We start from the raw sequence: 23399 nt of genomic DNA on the forward strand, positions 1-23399 counted from the left end.
AAAAAATTGAAGAAAGACAATATATGAATAATGGGGTTGAGGTTCAGGAATTAAGCTACTCTATGGTATAATTAAGTGATGAAAATAATTATACCTAATGCAAAAGAAGTAAATACAAATCTAGAGAATGCCTCGTTTTATCTCCTGTCTGATCGAAGCAAGCCGGTGCTGGATGCCATAAGTCAATTTGATGTAAAAAAGATGGCTGCCTTTTATAAATTGAATGAAGCAAAGGCTGAGTTAGAAGCTGACCGTTGGTATCGAATCAGGACAGGTCAAGCAAAAACCTATCCAGCCTGGCAGTTATATGATGGTCTCATGTATCGTTATATGGATAGGCGAGGTATAGATTCGAAAGAAGAAAATTATCTACGTGACCACGTTCGTGTAGCGACAGCCTTATACGGATTGATTCATCCTTTTGAATTCATTTCACCTCACCGCTTAGATTTTCAAGGGAGCTTAAAGATAGGCAATCAGTCTTTGAAACAGTACTGGCGACCGTATTATGACCAAGAAGTTGGTGATGATGAACTGATTCTCTCACTGGCTTCGTCAGAATTTGAGCAGGTGTTTTCTCCACAGATTCAGAAAAGATTAGTTAAAATTCTTTTCATGGAAGAAAAAGCAGGTCAGCTAAAAGTTCACTCGACTATATCAAAAAAAGGCAGAGGAAGATTGCTGTCCTGGTTGGCTAAGAACAATATTCAGGAATTATCGGACATTCAAGATTTTAAGGTGGATGGCTTTGAATATTGTACTTCCGAATCAACGGCAAACCAACTTACCTTCATACGATCAATAAAAATGTGAAATTATGAAAAAGATAACGTTTTCCAGCGCTAAAAAGGGTAGAAAAATATTAATTTCTATGATATAATGGATGCGTTATAGGTAAAAGTCTAGGAAGGTTGTTTATGAAAAAGAGAAGCGGACGAAGTAAGTCGTCCAAGTTCAAATTGGTAAATTTTGCGCTTTTGGGACTTTATTCCATTACTCTATGTTTGTTCTTAGTGACCATGTATCGCTATAACATCCTAGATTTCCGGTATTTAAACTATATTGTGACGCTTTTGCTAGTAGGAGTGGCAGTATTGGCTGGATTATTGATGTGGCGTAAGAAAGCGCGCATATTTACAGCGCTCTTACTTGTTTTTTCACTGGTCATCACGTCTGTTGGGATCTATGGAATGCAAGAAGTTGTAAAATTTTCAACACGACTAAATTCAAATTCGACATTTTCAGAATATGAAATGAGTATCCTTGTCCCAGCAAATAGTGATATTACGGACGTTCGTCAGCTTACTAGTATCCTTGCTCCAGCCGAATACGACCAAGATAACATCACCGCTTTATTGGATGACATATCCAAAATGGAATCTACTCAACTAGCAACTAGCCCCGCGACCTCTTACCTGACAGCATATCAATCTATGTTGAATGGCGAGAGTCAAGCGATGGTGTTCAACGGAGTTTTTACCAATATTTTAGAAAATGAAGATCCAGGCTTTTCTTCAAAAGTGAAAAAAATATATAGTTTCAAAGTGACTCAGACTGTTGAAACAGCTACTAAGCAGGTGAGTGGAGATAGCTTTAATATCTATATTAGTGGTATTGATGCTTATGGACCGATTTCTACGGTCTCTCGTTCAGATGTCAATATCATTATGACTGTCAATCGTGCGACACATAAGATTTTATTGACAACTACTCCACGAGATTCATACGTTGCTATCGCAGATGGCGGGCAAAATCAATACGATAAACTAACACATGCTGGTATCTACGGTGTCAATGCTTCTGTGCACACCTTAGAAAATCTCTATGGGATTGACATTAGCAATTATGTGCGGTTGAACTTCATTTCCTTCCTTCAATTAATCGACTTGGTGGGTGGAATTGATGTATATAACGATCAAGAATTTACAAGTTTACATGGGAATTATCATTTCCCTGTTGGACAAGTTCATTTAAACTCAGACCAAGCATTAGGCTTCGTTCGAGAGCGCTACTCTTTAACAGGGGGTGACAATGACCGTGGTAAAAACCAGGAAAAAGTGATTGCTGCCTTGATTAAAAAGATGAGTACGCCAGAGAATCTAAAAAATTACCAGGCAATCCTATCTGGATTGGAAGGCTCAATTCAAACGGATTTGAGCTTAGAAACGATTATGAGTTTAGTGAATACCCAACTAGAATCAGGAACACAATTTACAGTAGAGTCACAAGCATTGACAGGAACAGGACGCTCAGACTTATCTTCTTATGCGATGCCTGGATCACAACTTTATATGATGGAAATTAACCAAGATAGTCTGGAGCAATCAAAGGCAGCGATTCAGTCCGTACTTGTTGAAAAATAAAGATTTTAGGAGAAAATATGAACAATCAAGAAGTAAATGCAATCGAAATCGATGTTTTATTCTTACTAAAAACAATTTGGAGAAAGAAATTTTTAATTCTCTTAACTGCAGTGTTGACTGCGGGGTTGGCATTTGTCTACAGTAGTTTTTTAGTGACACCTCAATATGACTCCACTACCCGTATCTATGTAGTGAGTCAAAATGTTGAAGCCGGTGCGGGCTTGACTAACCAAGAGTTACAAGCGGGTACCTATTTGGCAAAAGACTATCGGGAAATTATCCTATCACAAGATGTATTGACACAAGTAGCAACGGAATTGAATCTGAAAGAGAGTTTGAAAGAAAAAATATCAGTTTCTATTCCTGTTGATACTCGTATCGTTTCTATTTCTGTGCGTGATGCGGATCCAAATGAAGCGGCACGTATTGCAAATAGCCTTCGCACCTTTGCAGTGCAAAAGGTTGTTGAGGTCACCAAGGTAAGCGATGTGACGACACTTGAAGAAGCAGTCCCAGCGGAAGAACCAACCACTCCAAATACAAAACGAAATATCTTGCTTGGTTTATTAGCTGGAGGTATCTTGGCAACAGGTCTTGTACTGGTTATGGAGGTTTTGGATGACCGTGTAAAACGTCCTCAGGACATCGAAGAGGTAATGGGATTGACATTGCTAGGTATAGTACCAGATTCGAAGAAATTAAAATAGGAGAACAATATGGCGATGTTAGAAATTGCACGTACAAAAAGAGAGGGAGTAAATAAAACCGAGGAGTATTTCAATGCTATCCGTACCAATATTCAGCTTAGCGGAGCAGATATTAAGGTTGTTGGTATTACCTCTGTTAAATCGAATGAAGGTAAGAGTACAACTGCGGCTAGTCTCGCTATTGCCTATGCTCGTTCAGGTTATAAGACCGTCTTGGTGGATGCAGATATCCGAAATTCAGTCATGCCTGGTTTCTTCAAGCCAATTACAAAGATTACAGGTTTGACGGATTACCTAGCAGGGACAACAGACTTGTCTCAAGGATTATGCGATACAGATATTCCAAACTTGACCGTAATTGAGTCAGGAAAGGTTTCTCCCAACCCTACTGCCCTTTTACAAAGTAAGAATTTTGAAAATCTACTTGCGACTCTTCGTCGCTATTATGATTATGTTATCGTTGACTGTCCACCATTAGGACTGGTAATTGATGCAGCTATCATTGCACAAAAATGTGATGCGATGGTTGCAGTAGTAGAAGCAGGCAATGTTAAGTGCTCATCTTTGAAAAAAGTAAAAGAGCAGTTGGAACAAACAGGCACACCGTTCTTAGGCGTTATCTTGAACAAATATGATATTGCCACTGAGAAGTATAGTGAATACGGAAATTACGGCAAAAAAGCCTAATTTCTCAGATAACATAAGTTTGATAAGTAGGTATTAATATGATTGATATCCATTCGCATATCATATTTGGTGTGGATGACGGTCCCAAAACTATTGAAGAGAGCCTGAGTTTGATAAGCGAAGCTTATCGTCAAGGTGTTCGCTATATCGTAGCGACATCTCATAGACGAAAAGGGATGTTTGAAACACCAGAAAAAATCATCATGATTAACTTTCTTCAACTTAAAGAGGCAGTAGCAGAAGTTTATCCTGAAATACGATTGTGCTATGGTGCTGAATTGTATTATAGTAAAGATATCTTAAGCAAACTTGAAAAAAAGAAAGTACCCACACTTAATGGCTCGTGCTATATTCTCTTGGAGTTCAGTACGAATACTCCTTGGAAAGAGATTCAAGAAGCAGTGAACGAAATGACGCTACTTGGGCTAACTCCCGTACTTGCCCATATAGAGCGTTATGATGCTCTGGCATTTCAGTCAGAGAGAGTAGAAGAGCTAATTGACAAGGGATGCTACACTCAGGTAAATAGTAACCATGTGTTGAAGCCTGCTTTAATTGGCGAACGAGCAAAAGAATTTAAAAAACGTACTCGATATTTTTTAGAGCAGGATTTAGTACATTGTGTTGCTAGCGATATGCATAATTTATATAGTAGACCTCCGTTTATGAGGGAGGCGTATCAGCTTGTAAAAAAAGAGTATGGTGAGGATAGAGCGAAGGCTTTGTTCAAGAAAAATCCTTTGTTGATATTGAAAAATCAAGTACAGTAACCTCATAGAAATAGTGGAGGAGCTATGAATATTGAAATAGGATATCGCCAAACGAAATTGGCATTGTTTGATATGATAGCAGTTGCGATTTCTGCAATCTTAACAAGTCATATACCAAATGCTGATTTAAATCGTTCTGGAATTTTTATCATAATGATGGTTCATTATTTTGCATTTTTTATATCTCGTATGCCGGTTGAATTTGAGTATAGAGGTAATCTGATAGAGTTTGAAAAAACATTTAACTATAGTATAATATTTGTAATTTTTCTTATGGCAGTTTCATTTATGTTAGAGAATAATTTCGCACTTTCAAGACGTGGTGCCGTGTATTTCACATTAATAAACTTCGTTTTGGTATACCTATTTAACGTAATTATTAAGCAGTTTAAGGATAGCTTTCTATTTTCGACAACCTATCAAAAAAAGACGATTCTAATTACAACGGCTGAACTATGGGAAAATATGCAAGTTTTATTTGAATCAGATATACTATTTCAAAAAAATCTTGTTGCATTGGTAATTTTAGGTACAGAAATAGATAAAATTAATTTACCATTACCGCTCTATTATTCTGTTGAAGAAGCTATAGAGTTTTCAACAAGGGAAGTGGTCGACTACGTCTTTATAAATTTACCAAGTGAATATTTTGACTTAAAGCAATTAGTTTCAGACTTTGAGTTGTTAGGTATTGATGTAGGCGTTGATATTAATTCATTCGGTTTTACTGTGTTGAAGAATAAAAAAATCCAAATGCTAGGTGACCATAGCATCGTCACTTTTTCCACAAATTTTTATAAGCCTAGTCACATCTTGATGAAACGACTTTTAGATATACTTGGAGCAGTAGTCGGGTTAATTATTTGTGGTATAGTTTCTATTTTGTTAATTCCAATTATTCGTAGAGATGGTGGACCAGCCATTTTTGCTCAGAAACGAGTTGGACAGAATGGACGCATATTTACATTCTACAAGTTTCGTTCGATGTTTGTTGATGCCGAGGTACGTAAGAAAGAATTAATGGCTCAAAACCAGATGCAAGGTGGGATGTTCAAAATGGACAACGATCCTAGAATTACTCCAATTGGACACTTCATACGAAAAACAAGTTTAGATGAGTTACCACAATTTTATAATGTTCTAATTGGAGATATGAGTCTAGTCGGTACCCGTCCGCCTACAGTTGATGAATTTGAAAAATATACTCCTAGTCAAAAGAGAAGATTGAGTTTTAAACCAGGGATTACAGGTCTTTGGCAAGTGAGCGGAAGAAGTGATATCACAGATTTTAATGAAGTCGTTAGGCTGGACCTAACATACATTGATAATTGGACCATCTGGTCAGACATTAAGATTTTATTGAAGACAGTGAAAGTTGTATTGTTGAGAGAGGGAAGTAAGTAAGACTCCTTTAAAACAAAGAATAGTAGTAGGGGATATGAGAACAGTTTATATTATTGGTTCAAAAGGAATACCAGCAAAGTATGGTGGTTTCGAGACTTTCGTAGAAAAATTAACTGAGTATCAGAAAGATAAATCAATTAATTATTTTGTTGCATGTACAAGAGAAAATTCAGCAAAATCAGATATTACAGGAGAAGTTTTTGAACATAATGGAGCAACATGTTTTAATATTGATGTGCCAAATATTGGTTCAGCAAAAGCCATTCTTTATGATATTATGGCTCTCAAGAAATCTATTGAAATTGCCAAAGATAGAAATGATACCTCTCCAATTTTCTACATTCTTGCTTGTCGGATTGGTCCTTTCATTTATCTTTTTAAGAAGCAGATTGAATCAATTGGAGGTCAACTTTTCGTAAACCCAGACGGTCATGAATGGCTACGTGAAAAGTGGAGTTATCCCGTCCGACAGTATTGGAAATTTTCTGAGAGTTTGATGTTAAAATACGCTGATTTACTAATTTGTGATAGCAAAAATATTGAAAAATATATTCATGAAGATTATCGAAAATATGCTCCTGAAACATCTTATATTGCTTATGGAACAGACTTAGATAAATCACGCCTTTCTCCGACAGATAGTGTAGTACGTGAGTGGTATAAGGAGAAGGAAATTTCAGAAAATGATTACTATTTGGTTGTTGGACGATTTGTGCCTGAAAATAACTATGAAGTAATGATTCGAGAGTTTATGAAATCATATTCAAGAAAAGATTTTGTTTTGATAACGAATGTAGAGCATAATTCCTTTTATGAGAAATTGAAAAAAGAAACAGGGTTCGATAAAGATAAGCGTATAAAGTTTGTTGGAACAGTCTATAATCAGGAGCTGTTAAAATATATTCGTGAAAATGCATTTGCTTATTTTCATGGTCACGAGGTTGGAGGAACGAACCCATCTTTACTTGAAGCACTTTCTTCTACTAAACTAAATCTTCTTCTAGATGTGGGCTTTAATAGAGAAGTAGGGGAAGAAGGAGCGAAATACTGGAATAAAGATAATCTTCACAGAGTTATTGACAGTTGTGAGCAATTATCACAAGAACAAATTAATGATATGGATAGTTTATCAACAAAACAAGTCAAAGAAAGATTTTCTTGGGATTTTATTGTTGATGAGTATGAGAAGTTGTTTAAAGGATAAGTTATGAAAAAGATTCTATATCTCCATGCTGGAGCAGAATTATATGGGGCAGATAAGGTTCTCTTGGAACTTATAAAAGGCTTAGATAAGAATGAATTTGAAGCGCATGTTATCCTACCTAATGATGGAGTCCTAGTGCCAGCATTAAGAGAAGTTGGTGCGCAAGTTGAAGTTATTAACTATCCAATTCTACGTAGGAAATATTTTAATCCAAAAGGGATTTTTGACTACTTCATATCATATCATCACTATTCTAAACAGATTGCTCAATATGCCATAGAAAATAAGGTTGACATAATTCACAATAATACTACCGCTGTCTTAGAAGGCATTTATCTGAAGCGAAAACTCAAATTACCTTTGTTGTGGCATGTTCATGAGATTATTGTCAAACCTAAATTCATCTCTGATTCGATCAATTTTTTAATGGGGCGTTTTGCTGATAAGATTGTGACAGTTTCACAGGCTGTGGCAAACCATATAAAACAATCACCTCATATCAAAGATGACCAAATCAGTGTAATCTACAATGGGGTAGATAATAAAGTGTATTATCAGTCCGATGCTCGGTCTGTTCGAGAAAGATTTGACATTGACGAAGAGGCTCTTGTCATTGGTATGGTCGGTCGAGTCAATGCGTGGAAAGGACAAGGAGATTTTTTAGAAGCAGTTGCTCCTATACTCGAACAGAATCCAAAAGCTATCGCCTTTATAGCAGGAAGTGCTTTTGAAGGAGAAGAGTGGCGAGTAGTAGAATTAGAAAAGAAGATTTCTCAATTAAAGGTCTCTTCTCAAGTCAGACGAATTGATTATTATGCAAATACCACTGAATTATATAATATGTTTGATATTTTTGTACTTCCAAGTACTAATCCAGACCCTCTACCAACGGTTGTACTAGAAGCAATGGCATGCGGTAAACCTGTTGTCGGTTACCGACATGGTGGTGTTTGTGAGATGGTGAAAGAAGGTGTTAACGGTTTCTTAGTCACTCCGAACTCACCGTTAAATTTATCAAAAGTAATTCTTCAGTTATCGGAAAATATAAATCTCAGAAAAAAAATTGGTAATAATTCTATAGAACGTCAAAAAGAACATTTTTCGTTAAAAAGCTATGTAAAAAATTTTTCGAAAGTCTACACCTCCCTCAAAGTATACTGATTGGCTGAAGTGAATGCTTTAGTATAGCGATTTATCGTATTATCATTCGATAAAACAAATGTTCAGAAACAGTTATAAGTTATTTCTAAAGGGCACCTCTATAAACTCCCAAAATTGCGAATTTGGAGTTACGAAAGCCTTGTTAAATCAACATTTTAAATTTTAGAAAATTAGTTTTTAGAGCTCCCCTAAAATAGAAGATAACAGAAGGGAGCCTTCAAAAACTTCATTTTTAATTGGATTGTAGAAAAACTGTTAAATCAATATTTAGATTTTTAGGAGTTCAGTTTTTGGGGGGAGAGCTTAATAATCTATGCACTATATTTCGAAAAATATATGGTGTAAAATCAGAACTGATGGTCGTGGCAAAAAAGAGAATGAGGAATTTATGAAAATTATTTCTTTTACAATGGTTAATAACGAAAGTGAGATAATAGAGTCATTTATACGGTATAATTATAACTTTATTGACGAGATGGTCATTATTGATAATGGTTGTACAGATAACACGATGCAAATTATTTTTAATTTGATTAAAGAGGGATATAAAATATCCGTATATGATGAGTCTTTAGAGGCATATAATCAGTATCGACTTGATAATAAATATCTAACGAAAATAATTGCTGAAAAAAATCCAGATTTGATAATACCTTTGGATGCGGATGAATTTTTAACAGCCGATTCAAATCCACGGAAACTTTTGGAACAACTGGACTTAGAAAAGATACATTATGTGAATTGGCAATGGTTTGTTATGACTAAAAAAGATGATATTAATGAATCGTTTATACCACGTAGAATGCAATATTGTTTTGAAAAACCTGTTTGGCATCATTCTGATGGTAAACCAGTTACTAAATGTATAATTTCCGCTAAGTATTACAAAAAAATGAATTTAAAGCTATCGATGGGACATCACACTGTTTTTGGTAACCCAAATGTAAGGATAGAACATCATAATGATTTGAAATTTGCACATTATCGAGCTATTAGCCAAGAGCAATTAATTTATAAAACAATTTGTTACACTATTCGCGATATTGCTACTATGGAGAACAATATCGAAACAGCTCAAAGAACAAATCAGATGGCGCTCATTGAATCTGGCGTGGATATGTGGGAAACGGCGAGAGAAGCCTCTTATTCAGGTTATGATTGTAATGTTATACATGCACCAATTGATTTAAGTTTTTGTAAAGAAAATATTGTAATAAAATATAACGAACTATCCAGAGAAACAGTAGCAGAACGCGTGATGAAAACGGGAAGAGAAATGGCTGTTCGTGCATATAATGTGGAGCGAAAACAAAAAGAAAAGAAATTTCTAAAACCTATTATATTTGTATTAGATGGGTTAAAAGGAGATGAGTATATTCATCCCAATCCATCAAATCATTTGACGATCTTAACTGAAATGTATAACGTCAGAGGCTTACTTACCGATAATCACCAAATTAAATTTCTCAAAGTTAATTATAGATTAATTATAACTCCAGATTTTGCTAAGTTTTTACCGCATGAATTTATTGTTGTACCAGATACCTTGGATATAGAGCAAGTTAAAAGCCAGTATGTTGGTACAGGTGTAGACTTGTCAAAGATTATTTCTTTAAAAGAGTATCGAAAAGAGATAGGCTTTATTGGTAATTTGTATGCGCTTTTAGGATTTGTTCCGAATATGCTCAATAGAATTTATCTATATATTCAGAGAAACGGTATTGCAAACACTATTATAAAAATCAAGTCGAGATTGTGAGAGTTGTTTACTTTTATTTGTAATTTTAAAAGTAATGCAGGCAGATAGGAGAAAAACGTTTGGAAAAATGAGAATAAGAATTAATAATTTGTTTTTTGTTGCCATAGCGTTTATGGGCATAATTATTAGTAATTCGCAAGTTGTTCTAGCGATAGGCAAAGCTTCTGTGATTCAGTATCTATCTTATTTAGTTTTGATTTTATGTATAGTTAATGATTTATTAAAAAATAACAAACATATTGTAGTTTATAAATTAGGGTATTTGTTTCTTATTATATTTTTATTTACTATCGGAATATGTCAGCAAATTCTTCCTATAACAACTAAAATATATTTATCAATTTCAATGATGATTATTTCAGTTTTAGCAACGTTGCCAATAAGTTTGATAAAAGATATTGATGATTTTAGACGGATTTCAAATCATTTGTTATTCGCTCTTTTTATAACTTCGATATTAGGAATAATGATGGGGGCAACGATGTTCACGGGGGCAGTAGAAGGTATCGGTTTTAGTCAGGGTTTTAATGGAGGATTGACGCATAAGAACTTTTTTGGAATAACTATTTTAATGGGGTTCGTATTAACTTACTTGGCGTATAAGTATGGTTCCTATAAAAGAACGGATCGTTTTATTTTAGGATTAGAATTGTTTTTGATTCTTATTTCAAACACACGCTCAGTTTATTTAATACTATTGCTTTTTCTATTTCTTGTTAATCTTGACAAAATCAAAATAGAACAAAGACAATGGAGTACGCTTAAATATATTTCCATGCTATTTTGTGCTATTTTTTTATACTATTTCTTTGGTTTTTTAATAACACATAGTGATTCTTACGCTCATCGCGTTAATGGTCTTATTAATTTTTTTGAGTATTATAGAAATGATTGGTTCCATCTAATGTTTGGTGCAGCGGATTTGGCATATGGGGATTTAACTTTAGACTATGCTATAAGGGTTAGACGCGTTTTAGGTTGGAATGGAACGCTTGAAATGCCCTTACTGAGTATTATGTTAAAAAATGGTTTTATCGGTCTGGTAGGGTATGGGATTGTTTTATATAAACTTTATCGTAATGTAAGAATATTAAAAACAGATAATATAAAAACAATAGGAAAGTCTGTATTTATCATTGTAGTCCTATCTGCAACAGTAGAAAATTATATTGTAAATTTAAGTTTTGTATTTATGCCAATATGTTTTTGTTTATTAAATTCTATATCTACTATGGAATCAACTATTAACAAACAACTGCAAACATAAATTGGCAGGAATAGAGTTTTGAGTTGCTATTAATTTGGTAGAGCATATGTTCTATAGGTGGCAAGATAGAAGATAGTATTTTTTACATGATGATTTTTATGATAGCAAAGCAAGTTACGGCATAAAAGGAATTAGAGGATGGAAAAAGTCAGCATTATTGTACCTATTTTTAATACGGAAAAGTACTTAAGAGAGTGTTTAGATAGCATTATTTCCCAATCGTATACTAATCTAGAGATTCTTTTGATAGATGACGGTTCTTCAGATTCATCAACGGATATATGTTTGGAATACGCAGAGCAAGATGGTAGAATAAAACTTTTCCGGTTACCAAATGGTGGTGTTTCAAACGCAAGGAATTACGGTATCAAAAATAGCACAGCAAATTATATTATGTTTGTAGATTCTGATGATATTGTTGACGGCAACATTGTTGAGTCCTTATACACCTGTTTAAAAGAGAATGATAGTGATTTGTCGGGAGGGTTACTTGCTACTTTTGATGGAAATTATCAAGAATCTGAGCTGCAAAAGTGTCAAATTGATTTGGAAGAGATAAAAGAGGTGCGAGACTTAGGAAATGAAAATTTTCCAAATCATTATATGAGCGGTATCTTTAATAGCCCTTGTTGCAAACTTTATAAGAATATATATATAAACAAAGGTTTTGACACTGAACAGTGGTTAGGAGAGGACTTATTATTTAATCTAAATTATTTAAAGAATATAAAAAAAGTCAGCTATGTAAACAGAAATCTTTATTTTGCTAGAAGAGGTATACAAAGTACTACAAATACGTTTAAAAAAGATGTTTTTATTCAATTAGAAAATTTAGAAGAAAAAACTTTTGATTTGTTTGTTAAAATATTTGGTGGACAATATGAATTTTCTGTTTTTAAAGAGACGCTACAGTGGCATATTATTTATTATAGCTTATTAATGTTCAAAAATGGAGATGAATCGCTTCCAAAGAAATTGCATATATTTAAGTATTTATACAATAGGCATTCTTTAGATACTCTAAGTATTAAACGAACGTCCTCTGTTTTTAAAAGAATATGTAAATTAATTGTTGCTAATAATTTGTTTAAAATTTTTTTAAATACTTTAATTAGGGAAGAAAAAAATAATGATTAACATTTCTATCATCGTCCCAATTTACAATGTTGAACAATATCTATCCAAGTGTATAAATAGCATTGTAAATCAGACCTACAAACATATAGAGATTCTTCTGGTGAATGACGGTAGTACGGATAATTCGGAAGAAATTTGTTTAGCATATGCGAAGAAAGATAGTCGCATTCGTTATTTTAAAAAAGAGAACGGCGGGCTATCAGATGCCCGTAATTATGGCATAAGTCGCGCCAAGGGTGACTACTTAGCTTTTATAGACTCAGATGATTTTATTCATTCGGAGTTCATCCAACGTTTACACGAAGCAATTGAGAGAGAGAATGCCCTTGTGGCAGTTGCTGGTTATGATAGGGTAGATGCTTCGGGGCATTTCTTAACAGCAGAGCCGCTTCCTACAAATCAGGCTGTTCTGAGCGGCAGGAATGTTTGTAAAAAGCTGCTAGAGGCGGATGGTCATCGCTTTGTGGTGGCCTGGAATAAACTCTATAAAAAAGAACTATTTGAAGATTTTCGATTTGAAAAGGGTAAGATTCATGAAGATGAATACTTCACTTATCGCTTGCTCTATGAGTTAGAAAAAGTTGCAATAGTTAAGGAGTGCTTGTACTATTATGTTGACCGAGAAAATAGTATCATAACTTCTAGTATGACTGACCATCGCTTCCATTGCCTACTGGAATTTCAAAATGAACGAATGGACTTCTATGAAAGTAGAGGAGATAAAGAGCTCTTACTAGAGTGTTATCGTTCATTTTTAGCCTTTGCTGTTTTGTTTTTAGGCAAATATAATCATTGGTTGAGCAAACAGCAAAAGAAGCTTCTCCAAACGCTATTTAGAATTGTATATAAACAATTGAAGCAAAATAAGCGACTTGCTTTACTAATGAATGCTTATTATTTGGTAGGGTGTCTTCATCTTAATTTTAGTGTCTTTCTGAAAACGGGGAAAGATAAAATTCAAGAAAGATTGAGAAGAAGTGAAAGTAGTACTCGGTAAGAATGTTGTAATAAATGGTTGAAAGAAAAGGGGATTAAAATGAATCCAACAAATAGTAGAATAGCACTCTTTGATACGATTAAATGTATCATGGTACTTTGTGTTATTTTTACACATCTGGATTGGTCTGTTGAGCAGCGTCAATGGTTTATCTTTCCGTATTTCGTTGACATGGCTGTTCCAATTTTTCTGTTGCTTTCTGCCTATTTTCGAACGAATAAGTGGAATACAAAACAAGAGACGCTAAAGCTCAAGTTCAGCAGTGGTATAAAAGAAAGTATAAACATGCTTTGTCTCTATGCTATCGTGATGGCTGTTAATGTTTTATTGAGCTATTCGAGAACCATCTGATAGGAGTAAAGCCTTTTTCAGGTTCTTCATCGCTCCGTTCATTTGTCCTGTGGCTACTTTCTGGAGAATCGGGTCCAGGGAGTTGGGAGTTACTATGTTCCGTTGTTGATTCAGGTAGTTTTTTTATTACCAATTTTGTATGTTCTTTTCGAGAAAAATAAATGGTTGGGCTTGCTTACTTGTTTTTTAGTAAACTTTTCAGTGGATGCCATATTTGCTAACATGGCTGAACACGGCATATATATATAGACTAATATCACTTCGTTATCTTTTTGTTCTAGGGCTTGGTTTTTTCTTTCAAAGCAGGATGTGCGTTCCAAGGTAGATACTTTCATTGCGACCCTATTTGGGATTATTGGAGCAATTCTGATTTTTGTGAATCATTCTATAGAGCCCTTCTCCTGGTTTTATGGTTGGAAGTCTACTTCCTTTCTATGCGTCCCATTTGCGTATGCTATGCTATTTTTTATGATAAAGTATGGACAGAAGATTCCAGCAATACTGTTGTCAAAATTGGGAGTTGCTTCTTATCATATCTACTTGACCCAGATGCTGTATTTTTCAGTAGTCGCACCATTTTTAGCAGTGCAATTTAAGGTATCTTCGTTGAATTTGTGGAACGGCTTGTTTACCTTTCTAATTTGCCTGTTTGGTGGCTATATTTTCTACAAAGTGGATCTGTTTATGAGAGTACGTGGAAAACGATAATGACTCATTTCAGATTAGCAGATGCCATTTCGTTTATTAGCAGATTCGCATGTTAATATTCCGACAAAGAAATTCAAATAGGTTGACGAGAGAGGAGTGGTATCTGTTTCTAAACCCCAGTATCCCCCTTTATTTTCAAAGCTATATTTATTAACTGAACAAGGAGAATTTTTAAGAGAACTGTTTGTTTAATCCCAGCACGATCTGGTTCGAAAGGCTTACCGAATAAAAACATGCTATTTTTGGACGGGAAACCCATGATTTTTCACACGATTGATGTGGCAATTGAATCAGGTTGTTTTGAGAAAGAAGACATCTATGTCAGTACGGATTCAGAAATGTATAAGGGGGGCACCTCTATAAATTCCCAAAATTGCGAATTTGGAGTTACGAAAGCCTTGTTAAATCAACATCTTAAATTTTAGAAAATTAGTTTTTAGAGGTCCCCAAGGGGATTTGCGAGACAAGAGGCATCAATGTATTGTTAAGACCCAAAGAACTATCTACTTATCATACTCCATCGAATGAAGTCAGTACGCACTTTTTTACGAATCTGGATTTTATGAAGATTGTATATTTGTTCTTCTGCAAGTCACCTCACCGTTACGGACTGGCGAACAGATAAAAGAAGCCATGAATATGTACTTACAGGGGGACTCAGAAAATGTTTTGCATTTCAATGATGAAGGGCAAGAAAGAGTGAATCAGTACATTATCGAAGCTGTACAGGGGTTATAAAAAGGGGTTACTTATCCTTAAAGTCTGTATGTAGAAGGAGAAAAATTGAGACGAATTTATATTTGCCATACGATGTATCAGATCCTGATTTCCTTGTTAAAGATGGACGTTGAGAGAGATAGTTTGATGTCCGTTGATATCATCGGGCATTTTCCAGATGTCAGGGAGCAACTGCAGCAGCATGTTCATCTAATCGAGGAGACGGAGCGTTCATTTGATCTATATTCTTTGATAGCTAGATCAAAAACAAAAGAACGCCTTTCCTTGTTACAGAGCTATGACGAGGTGATCATTTTTCAAGATCACCGTCAAGTCGGTCATTTTTTAAATAAACATCGGATTCCCTATTCTCTTTTGGAGGATGGTTATAATTTTTTCAAGGATAAAAGAGTGTGCGATTTGGAGTCAATTCAATCATCTGTCTGGAAAAGACTCTTTTATCAATGGTATTTTAAACCAACATATTTGATTGGTTCAAGTCTCTATTGTCAATCCATTGAGGTCAATGATCTGTCGCTCGTACAATTTGACGAGGCTTATAAACCCTTTGTAGAAGTTCCGAGAAAGCAATTATTTGATCAAGCATCGCCAGAGAAGGTGCAAGCGCTGCTGCAGATATTTGGAGCAAGGGCGATAGTAGCGGATGAAGAGTCTTCTCAAAAACGATTGCTATTATTGACCCAGCCCTTGTCTTGGGATTATCATGTGACCGAAGAGGAGTTGTTGGAGATTTATGTAGCAGGTCTTGCCCCTTATCGGGAAGACTATACAATCTACATAAAACCGCACCCACGAGATGGGGTTGATTATTCATTTCTGGGTAAGGCTGTGGTGCTTCTGCCTCAAGGTATTCCGTTTGAGTTGTTCGAAATGGCAGGTAGTATCCGTTTTGATATCGGTATGACCTATAGTTCGTCTGCTTTAGATTTTTTAAATTGTTTTGAAGAGAAAGTGTATTTAAAGGACACTTTTCCTCTTCTTTCAAAAAATGATATTTTGCGTGAGGGGATAGAATAGGAGGATTCATGTCTAAAAAATCAATAGTTGTCTCAGGTCTCGTCTATACGATTGGAACCATCCTCGTTCAGGGATTAGCCTTCATTACCCTCCCCATCTATACTCGTGTCATTTCTCAGGAAGTATATGGGCAGTTTAGCTTGTATAATTCGTGGGTGGGGCTAGTTGGTCTCTTTATCGGTCTACAGTTAGGTGGGGCTTTTGGCCCGGGATGGGTACACTTCCGCGAGAAATTTGATGATTTCGTATCCACCTTGATGGTCTCTTCTATCGCTTTCTTTTTACCAATTTTTGGGCTATCTTTTCTCCTCAGTCAGCCCCTATCGCTCCTATTTGGTTTGCCTGATTGGGTCGTTCCGCTTATCTTTTTGCAAAGTTTTATGAGTGTTGTGCAAGGATTTTTTACGACCTATTTAGTGCAGCGGCAGCAGTCCATGTGGACTTTACTCCTATCGGTACTGAGCGCTGTTATCAACACTGCTTTATCTTTATTTCTCATCTTTTCGATGGAGAATGATTTCATCGCTCGTGTAATGGCAAACTCGGCAACGACTGGTGTTTTTGCTTGTGTGTCCTTGTTGTTTTTCTATAAGAAGATTGGGCTTCATTTTCGAAAGGACTATCTTCGGTATGGTTTAAGTATATCGATTCCTCTTATTTTTCATGGATTAGGTCATAATGTACTCAATCAATTTGACAGAATCATGCTCGGCAAGATGCTAACACTGTCAGATGTAGCCCTATACAGTTTCGGCTACACACTTGCGTCTATCTTACAAATTGTGTTTTCGAGCTTGAATACGGTATGGTGTCCGTGGTATTTTGAGAAAAAGAGAGGTGCAGATAAAGATTTGCTCAGTTATGTCCGTTACTATCTGGCGATTGGCCTGTTTGTGACTTTTGGATTTCTAACAATTTACCCTGAATTAGCGATGTTGTTAGGTGGATCTGAGTATCGTTTCAGTATGGGATTTATTCCCATGATTATTGTCGGGGTGTTCTTTGTATTTCTTTATAGTTTTCCAGCCAATATCCAGTTTTATAGTGGAAATACAAAGTTTTTGCCAATTGGTACTTTTATAGCAGGTGTACTAAATATTTCAGTCAACTTTGTTTTGATACCGACGATAGGAATTTATGGTGCTGCTTTGGCAACGACTGCTTCCTATCTGTTGTTGCTAGTCTTGCATTATTTTGTTGCTAAGAAAAAGTATGCTTACGATGAAGTTGCGATTTCAACATTTGTTAAGGTAATTGCTCTTGTTGTCGTCTATACAGGCTTGATGACAGTATTTGTCGGTTCAATCTGGATTCGTTGGTCACTAGGAATAGCGGTTCTAGTCGTTTATGCCTACATTTTTAGAAAGGAATTAACAGTTGCCCTCAATACATTCAGGGAAAAACGGTCTAAATAAGGGCACCTCTATAAACTCCCAAAATTGCGAATTTGGAGTTACGAAAGCCTTGTTAAATCAAACATTTTAAATTTTAGAAAATTAGTTTTTAGAGGTCCCCATATAAAAACGTCCCAAATGAGAGGTGCTCATAAGAATTGACCATCACTGCCATCTACCCAAAGTTCAAGTATTCTCTACCATGAAAATTGTGCTATAATCAAGTATAAAGAAGGGAATGTTTCTTAAAGGACGTATGCGCCTCTGCTTATGCCAGAAGTCATGAGGTAAATCTCCCTAAAAATTGGGTAGAAAAGCAGATTAAACTTCCACCAATCTATTGAAGATCGTGTGAAGAAGCAGGCTTTAGAAGCAACAAGCCCTGAGACTATTCGAAAGAAATCTAGGGCTATTTTTTCTAATCGGCTATCAGAAGTGAAGTAGCGATCTTTATTAGTGTTCTTTTACTACTTAAGGAAAACCAAGCTGCTCCCTCAAGACTTTATGGGAGCGATTTACAGTCATTTTTAGAAAGGAAATAAAATGGTTTATATTATTGCAGAAATTGGTTGTAATCACAACGGTGATGTTCATCTAGCACGGAAAATGGTAGAAGTTGCCGTTGATTGTGGTGTGGATGCCGTTAAATTTCAGACATTTAAGGCAGATTTGTTGATTTCAAAATACGCACCAAAGGCAGAATACCAAAAAATTACAACAGGAGAGTCAGATTCTCAGCTCGAAATGACTCGTCGTTTGGAATTGAGCTTTGAAGAGTATCTTGATTTGCGTGATTACTGTCTTGAAAAGGGAGTTGATGTGTTTTCGACACCTTTTGATGAGGAATCATTGGACTTCTTGATTAGCACAGATATGCCCGTTTATAAGATTCCATCTGGTGAGATTACCAATCTTCCCTATTTGGAAAAAATTGGTCGTCAAGCTAAGAAAGTTATTCTTTCAACTGGTATGGCTGTTATGGATGAAATTCATCAAGCGGTGAAGATTTTGCAGGAAAATGGAACGACCGATATTTCGATTTTGCATTGTACAACCGAGTATCCAACCCCTTACCCTGCTTTGAATTTGAATGTCTTGCATACCTTGAAAAAAGAATTTCCAAACTTAACAATTGGCTATTCAGACCATAGTGTTGGTTCAGAAGTACCCATCGCTGCTGCAGCAATGGGAGCTGAATTGATTGAAAAGCACTTTACTCTGGACAATGAAATGGAAGGACCAGATCATAAAGCGAGTGCTACTCCTGATATCTTAGCAGCCTTGGTAAAAGGAGTGAGGATAGTGGAACAATCTCTTGGTAAATTTGAAAAAGAGCCAGAAGAAGTTGAAGTACGAAATAAAATTGTAGCTAGAAAATCTATTGTTGCCAAAAAAGCAATTGCTAAAGGCGAAGTCTTTACAGAAGAAAACATCACTGTCAAAAGACCAGGAAATGGAATTTCGCCAATGGAATGGTACAAAGTCTTGGGGCAGGTGAGTGAGCAGGATTTTGAGGAAGACCAAAATATTTGCCATAGTGCTTTTGAAAATCAAATGTAAGCGGAGTAAGGATGAAAAAAATTTGTTTTGTGACAGGCTCTCGTGCCGAATATGGGATTATGCGTCGCTTATTGAGCTATCTACAGGATGATCCAGAAATGGAGCTGGATCTTGTAGTGACAGCCATGCATCTAGAAGAAAAATATGGGATGACGGTCAAAGACATCGAAGCGGACAAGCGTAGGATTGTCAAGCGGATTCCATTGCATTTGACGGATACGTCTAAGCAGACAATCGTCAAATCTTTAGCGACCTTGACAGAGCAACTCACGGTTCTTTTTGAAGAAGTCCAGTATGACTTGGTGTTGATTCTGGGGGATCGCTATGAGATGCTACCAGTTGCCAATGCTGCGTTGCTTTATAATATTCCTATTTGCCATATTCATGGTGGTGAAAAAACCATGGGAAATTTTGATGAGTCGATTCGCCATGCCATTACCAAGATGAGTCACCTTCATCTGACATCAACGGATGAATTTAGAAATCGTGTCATTCAACTAGGAGAAAATCCCAACCATGTACTGAACATCGGAGCTATGGGTGTTGAAAATGTTTTAAAACAAGACTTTTTGACAAGAGAAGAGTTGGCGATGGAACTTGGAATTGATTTTGCCGAGGATTACTATGTTGTACTCTTTCACCCTGTTACCTTGGAGGATAACACAGCCGAAGAACAAACGCAGGCCTTATTAGATGCTCTAAAAGAAGATGGTAGCCAGTGTTTGATAATTGGATCCAATTCGGATACACATGCCGATAAGATAATGGAATTGATGCATGAATTTGTAAAACAAGACTCTGATTCTTACATCTTTACTTCGCTTCCAACTCGTTATTACCATTCCTTGGTCAAGCATTCACAAGGTTTAATAGGGAATTCTTCGTCAGGTTTGATTGAAGTGCCCTCATTACAGGTTCCGACCTTAAATATTGGAAATCGCCAATTTGGACGTTTGTCAGGACCGAGTGTGGTACATGTTGGAACTTCTAAGGAAGCGATTGTTGGTGGTTTGGGGCAATTACGTGATGTGATAGATTTTACCAATCCATTTGAACAACCTGATTCTGCTTTACAAGGTTATCGAGCTATCAAGGAATTTTTATCTGTACAGGCCTCAACCATGAAAGAGTTTTATGATAGATAGGGGAGAAAGTTTGATGAAAAAAGTAGCCTTTCTAGGAGCGGGTACCTTTTCAGATGGTGTCCTTCCTTGGTTGGATAGAAGTCGATATGAACTCATTGGATATTTTGAAGATAAACCGATCAGTGACTATCGTGGCTATCCTGTATTTGGTCCCTTGCAAGATGTCCTAACCTATTTGGATGATGGAAAAGTAGATGCTGTCTTCGTCACTATAGGTGACAATGTCAAGCGCAAGGAAATCTTTGACTTGCTTGCCAAAGATCATTATGATGCTTTGTTCAACATCATTAGCGAGCAAGCCAATATTTTTTCCCCAGATAGTATCAAGGGACGAGGGGTTTTCATAGGTTTTTCAAGTTTTGTAGGAGCCGATTCCTATGTCTATGACAATTGTATCATCAATACGGGTGCCATTGTGGAACATCATACCACGGTGGAGGCCCATTGTAACATTACTCCAGGAGTGACCATAAATGGCTTGTGCCGTATCGGAGAAGGCACTTATATTGGAAGTGGTTCAACAGTGATTCAATGTATCGAGATTGCACCTTATACAACATTGGGGGCAGGGACAGTTGTTTTGAAATCGTTGACGGAGTCAGGGACCTATGTTGGTGTACCTGCTAGAAAGATTAAATAGGTGAATTGATGGAACCAATTTGTCTGATTCCTGCTCGGTCAGGATCAAAAGGTTTACCAAATAAAAACATGTTATTTTTAGATGGTGTACCGATGATTTTCCATACCATTCGAGCTGCGATTGAGTCTGGATGTTTTAAGAAAGAAAATATATATGTCAGTACTGATTCAGAGGTTTACAAGGAAATTTGTGAAACAACTGGGGTTCAAGTCCTCATGCGTCCAGCTGACTTGGCGACAGATTTTACAACCTCTTTTCAACTGAACGAACATTTTTTACAAGATTTTTCTGATGACCAAGTATTTGTTCTCCTGCAAGTTACGTCCCCATTAAGATCGGGAAAACATGTCAAGGAGGCGATGGAGTTATATGGGAAAGGTCAAGCTGACCACGTTGTTAGCTTTACCAAAGTCGATAAGTCTCCAACATTGTTTTCAACTTTAGACGAAAACGGATTCGCTAAGGATATTGCAGGATTAGGTGGCAGTTATCGTCGTCAAGATGAGAAAACACTCTACTATCCTAATGGAGCGATTTATATTTCTTCTAAGCAGGCTTATTTAGCGGATAAAACTTATTTTTCTGAAAAAACAGCGGCCTATGTGATGACGAAGGAAGATTCGATTGATGTAGATGATCACTTTGATTTTACTGGTGTTATTGGTCGAATTTACTTTGATTACCAGCGTCGTGAGCAACAAAACAAACCATTTTATAAAAGAGAGTTAAAGCGTTTATGTGAGCAACGAGTCCATGATAGTCTTGTGATTGGCGATAGTCGTCTGTTAGCCTTGTTACTGGATGGTTTCGATAATATCAGCATCGGTGGGATGACAGCTTCGACAGCACTTGAAAACCAAGGTCTCTTTTTGGCTACTCCGATAAAGAAAGTTTTGCTTTCTCTTGGTGTGAATGATTTGATTACTGACTATCCCTTGCATATGATTGAGGATACTATTCGCCAGCTGATGGAAAGTCTTGTTTCCAAAGCAGAGCAGGTTTTTGTGACGACGATTGCCTACACGCTGTTTCGTGATAGCGTTTCAAATGAAGAAATTGTGCAGCTGAATGACGTTATTGTTCAGTCAGCAAGTGAACTGGGTATTTCAGTGATTGATCTAAATGAAGTTGTTGAAAAAGAGGCGATGCTTGACTATCAGTATACCAATGATGGATTGCATTTCAATCAGATTGGACAAGAGCGTGTGAATCAGCTGATTTTGACAAGTTTGACAAGATAATTTGGTGATAGAAGCTATTTCAGTGGCTAGACTATGTTGGTATGTGTTTTAGAGCCAAGGAATAACATCTGTAGAGGATGCTAGCCTTGAGAATTGACAACCATTTAGTTGTTTAATTATATAAGGGGACCTCTAAAAACTCCCTAAATTTCCCAAAAATGAGATAATAGAATAAAAAGTAATGAGGAGAGCTGTCATGCATTTATTCACAGACGATGAAAAAATCTTGTCAAAACTATCAGAGAAAGGCAATCCCTTAGAACGTTTGGATGCCGTTATGGATTGGAATATCTTTCTTCCATTGTTGTCAGAGTTATTCAGTCGTAAAGATAAAGTCATCAGTCGTGGCGGTCGTCCTCACCTAGACTATCTCATGATGTTCAAAGCGCTCTTGCTTCAACGTCTTCATAACCTATCTGACGATGCCATGGAATATCAACTGCTGGATCGTATATCTTTTCGTCGTTTTGTTGGTTGTCATGAAGACACTGTTCCCGATGCGAAAACTATCTGGCTCTATCGTGAGAAATTAACCAAGTCAGGTCGTGAAAAGGAGTTGTTCGATTTGTTCTATGCCCATCTCACAGATGAAGGGGTGATTGCCCATTCAGGTCAGATTGTGGATGCTACCTTTGTCGAATGCCCTAAACAACGCAATTCACGTGAGGACAATCAGAAAATCAAAACTTATCGAAAATTATGAGGTCACAACAGCTAGTGTACACGACTCCAATGTCCTAGCTCCTCTTTGTGATGCCAATGAAGCGGTTTTTGATGACAGTGCTTATGTTGGAAAATCAGTACCAGAAGGTTGTCGCCACCACACGATTCGTCGTGCTTTTAGAAATAAACCGTTGACTGAGACTGATAAGGTCATTAATCGACATATTACCAAAGTCCGTTGTCGCGTTGAGCATGGTTTTGGCTTCATTGAAACTAACATGAAAGGTAACATCTGTCGAGCAATTGGGAAGGCACGAGCTGAAACCAATGTGACCTTAACCAACCTGCTCTACAATATCTGTCGTTTTGAGCAAATCAAACGACTGGGATTACCATCGTGGGCTTAGTGCGCCCAAAAATAGGAAAATAAGCAAAAAGAGGCTGGGCAAAAACTAGTTTCTCACAATAAAAAAACGGCTCTTTGTC

The 23399-nt window shown here is 36.4% G+C and carries 20 protein-coding genes and 2 pseudogenes; all 22 read left to right on the forward strand.

What is annotated here, in order from left to right:
* The first annotated feature begins 78 nt into the window (after positions 1-78).
* Complete coding sequence (gene yaaA, locus YYK_RS02725) at positions 79-813, forward strand: peroxide stress protein YaaA (protein ID WP_012775019.1); 735 nt, start codon at positions 79-81, stop codon at positions 811-813.
* 104 nt (positions 814-917) lie between these two features.
* Entirely contained in the window at positions 918-2363 is a 1446-nt protein-coding gene (gene cpsA, locus YYK_RS02730) for an LCP family glycopolymer transferase CpsA (protein WP_012775020.1), read from the forward strand.
* Between the two features lie 17 nt (positions 2364-2380).
* Positions 2381-3070 (forward strand): Wzz/FepE/Etk N-terminal domain-containing protein, encoded by a 690-nt coding sequence (locus YYK_RS02735; RefSeq protein WP_011922111.1) that lies wholly within the window; start codon positions 2381-2383, stop codon positions 3068-3070.
* A 9-nt stretch (positions 3071-3079) separates the two neighbouring features.
* On the forward strand, positions 3080-3757 hold the full coding sequence (locus YYK_RS02740) for a tyrosine-protein kinase (RefSeq protein WP_012775429.1): 678 nt from the start codon (positions 3080-3082) through the stop codon (positions 3755-3757).
* A gap of 38 nt (positions 3758-3795) precedes the next feature.
* Positions 3796-4527 carry a capsular polysaccharide biosynthesis protein Cps4B gene (gene cps4B / locus YYK_RS02745; RefSeq protein ID WP_002936359.1) on the forward strand — a complete coding sequence of 244 codons (732 nt, stop codon included), beginning with the start codon at positions 3796-3798 and terminating at the stop codon, positions 4525-4527.
* Positions 4528-4551: 24 nt separating this feature from the next.
* Entirely contained in the window at positions 4552-5931 is a 1380-nt protein-coding gene (locus YYK_RS02750) for a sugar transferase (RefSeq protein ID WP_002936357.1), read from the forward strand.
* Between the two features lie 34 nt (positions 5932-5965).
* Positions 5966-7135 (forward strand): beta 1-4 rhamnosyltransferase Cps2T, encoded by a 1170-nt coding sequence (cps2T, locus tag YYK_RS02755; RefSeq protein WP_011922115.1) that lies wholly within the window; start codon positions 5966-5968, stop codon positions 7133-7135.
* 3 nt (positions 7136-7138) lie between these two features.
* A complete protein-coding gene (locus tag YYK_RS02760) occupies positions 7139-8296 on the forward strand; it encodes a glycosyltransferase family 4 protein (RefSeq protein WP_002936352.1) in 1158 nt (385 codons plus the stop codon).
* 388 nt (positions 8297-8684) lie between these two features.
* Positions 8685-10055: a glycosyltransferase family 2 protein gene (locus tag YYK_RS02765; RefSeq protein ID WP_002936350.1), complete on the forward strand. Its 1371-nt coding sequence runs from the start codon at positions 8685-8687 to the stop codon at positions 10053-10055.
* Positions 10056-10122: 67 nt separating this feature from the next.
* On the forward strand, positions 10123-11322 hold the full coding sequence (gene wzy, locus YYK_RS02770) for an oligosaccharide repeat unit polymerase Wzy (RefSeq protein ID WP_009909570.1): 1200 nt from the start codon (positions 10123-10125) through the stop codon (positions 11320-11322).
* Positions 11323-11460: 138 nt separating this feature from the next.
* The gene (locus YYK_RS02775; RefSeq protein WP_002936347.1) at positions 11461-12459 is read left to right on the forward strand and encodes a glycosyltransferase family 2 protein; all 999 of its coding nucleotides are present in this window, start codon (positions 11461-11463) and stop codon (positions 12457-12459) included.
* Entirely contained in the window at positions 12452-13456 is a 1005-nt protein-coding gene (locus YYK_RS02780) for a glycosyltransferase family 2 protein (RefSeq protein ID WP_011922118.1), read from the forward strand. Before YYK_RS02775 ends, YYK_RS02780 begins: the two co-directional genes overlap by 8 nt.
* 39 nt (positions 13457-13495) lie before the next feature.
* On the forward strand, positions 13496-13807 hold the full coding sequence (locus YYK_RS02785; RefSeq protein WP_009909574.1) for a hypothetical protein: 312 nt from the start codon (positions 13496-13498) through the stop codon (positions 13805-13807).
* A gap of 468 nt (positions 13808-14275) precedes the next feature.
* A complete protein-coding gene (locus YYK_RS10360) occupies positions 14276-14515 on the forward strand; it encodes a hypothetical protein (RefSeq protein WP_226961159.1) in 240 nt (79 codons plus the stop codon).
* A 233-nt stretch (positions 14516-14748) separates the two neighbouring features.
* Positions 14749-14862, forward strand: a pseudogene (locus YYK_RS10530) (cytidylyltransferase domain-containing protein); the annotation flags it as partial.
* A 436-nt stretch (positions 14863-15298) separates the two neighbouring features.
* Positions 15299-16270: a glycosyltransferase family 52 gene (locus YYK_RS02795; protein WP_011922741.1), complete on the forward strand. Its 972-nt coding sequence runs from the start codon at positions 15299-15301 to the stop codon at positions 16268-16270.
* An 8-nt stretch (positions 16271-16278) separates the two neighbouring features.
* A complete protein-coding gene (locus tag YYK_RS02800; protein WP_002936324.1) occupies positions 16279-17685 on the forward strand; it encodes a lipopolysaccharide biosynthesis protein in 1407 nt (468 codons plus the stop codon).
* Between the two features lie 522 nt (positions 17686-18207).
* Positions 18208-19224, forward strand: coding sequence for an N-acetylneuraminate synthase (gene neuB / locus YYK_RS02805; RefSeq protein ID WP_002936321.1), 1017 nt, complete (start codon positions 18208-18210; stop codon positions 19222-19224).
* Positions 19225-19235: 11 nt separating this feature from the next.
* Positions 19236-20369, forward strand: a complete 1134-nt coding sequence (gene neuC, locus YYK_RS02810; RefSeq protein WP_009909585.1) for a UDP-N-acetylglucosamine 2-epimerase — start codon at positions 19236-19238, stop codon at positions 20367-20369.
* Positions 20359-21009, forward strand: a complete 651-nt coding sequence (locus YYK_RS02815; protein WP_011922122.1) for an acetyltransferase — start codon at positions 20359-20361, stop codon at positions 21007-21009. Before neuC ends, YYK_RS02815 begins: the two co-directional genes overlap by 11 nt.
* A gap of 8 nt (positions 21010-21017) precedes the next feature.
* On the forward strand, positions 21018-22250 hold the full coding sequence (locus YYK_RS02820) for a cytidylyltransferase domain-containing protein (protein WP_012775023.1): 1233 nt from the start codon (positions 21018-21020) through the stop codon (positions 22248-22250).
* A 196-nt stretch (positions 22251-22446) separates the two neighbouring features.
* Positions 22447-23320: pseudogene (locus tag YYK_RS09865) on the forward strand (IS5 family transposase).
* Positions 23321-23399 lie beyond the last annotated feature (79 nt).

This window comes from Streptococcus suis S735 (assembly GCF_000294495.1).
Taxonomy (GTDB): Bacteria; Bacillota; Bacilli; order Lactobacillales; family Streptococcaceae; genus Streptococcus; species Streptococcus suis.

Bases quoted from the DNA above. Each gene is read 5' to 3' on its own strand.
- yaaA (WP_012775019.1), top strand. From the start codon at position 79: ATGAAAATAATTATACCTAATGCAAAAGAAGTAAATACAAATCTAGAG.
- cpsA (WP_012775020.1), top strand. From the start codon at position 918: ATGAAAAAGAGAAGCGGACGAAGTAAGTCGTCCAAGTTCAAATTGGTA.
- YYK_RS02735 (WP_011922111.1), top strand. From the start codon at position 2,381: ATGAACAATCAAGAAGTAAATGCAATCGAAATCGATGTTTTATTCTTA.
- YYK_RS02740 (WP_012775429.1), top strand. From the start codon at position 3,080: ATGGCGATGTTAGAAATTGCACGTACAAAAAGAGAGGGAGTAAATAAA.
- cps4B (WP_002936359.1), top strand. From the start codon at position 3,796: ATGATTGATATCCATTCGCATATCATATTTGGTGTGGATGACGGTCCC.
- YYK_RS02750 (WP_002936357.1), top strand. From the start codon at position 4,552: ATGAATATTGAAATAGGATATCGCCAAACGAAATTGGCATTGTTTGAT.
- cps2T (WP_011922115.1), top strand. From the start codon at position 5,966: ATGAGAACAGTTTATATTATTGGTTCAAAAGGAATACCAGCAAAGTAT.
- YYK_RS02760 (WP_002936352.1), top strand. From the start codon at position 7,139: ATGAAAAAGATTCTATATCTCCATGCTGGAGCAGAATTATATGGGGCA.
- YYK_RS02765 (WP_002936350.1), top strand. From the start codon at position 8,685: ATGAAAATTATTTCTTTTACAATGGTTAATAACGAAAGTGAGATAATA.
- wzy (WP_009909570.1), top strand. From the start codon at position 10,123: ATGAGAATAAGAATTAATAATTTGTTTTTTGTTGCCATAGCGTTTATG.
- YYK_RS02775 (WP_002936347.1), top strand. From the start codon at position 11,461: ATGGAAAAAGTCAGCATTATTGTACCTATTTTTAATACGGAAAAGTAC.
- YYK_RS02780 (WP_011922118.1), top strand. From the start codon at position 12,452: ATGATTAACATTTCTATCATCGTCCCAATTTACAATGTTGAACAATAT.
- YYK_RS02785 (WP_009909574.1), top strand. From the start codon at position 13,496: ATGAATCCAACAAATAGTAGAATAGCACTCTTTGATACGATTAAATGT.
- YYK_RS10360 (WP_226961159.1), top strand. From the start codon at position 14,276: ATGATAAAGTATGGACAGAAGATTCCAGCAATACTGTTGTCAAAATTG.
- YYK_RS02800 (WP_002936324.1), top strand. From the start codon at position 16,279: ATGTCTAAAAAATCAATAGTTGTCTCAGGTCTCGTCTATACGATTGGA.
- neuB (WP_002936321.1), top strand. From the start codon at position 18,208: ATGGTTTATATTATTGCAGAAATTGGTTGTAATCACAACGGTGATGTT.
- neuC (WP_009909585.1), top strand. From the start codon at position 19,236: ATGAAAAAAATTTGTTTTGTGACAGGCTCTCGTGCCGAATATGGGATT.
- YYK_RS02815 (WP_011922122.1), top strand. From the start codon at position 20,359: ATGATAGATAGGGGAGAAAGTTTGATGAAAAAAGTAGCCTTTCTAGGA.
- YYK_RS02820 (WP_012775023.1), top strand. From the start codon at position 21,018: ATGGAACCAATTTGTCTGATTCCTGCTCGGTCAGGATCAAAAGGTTTA.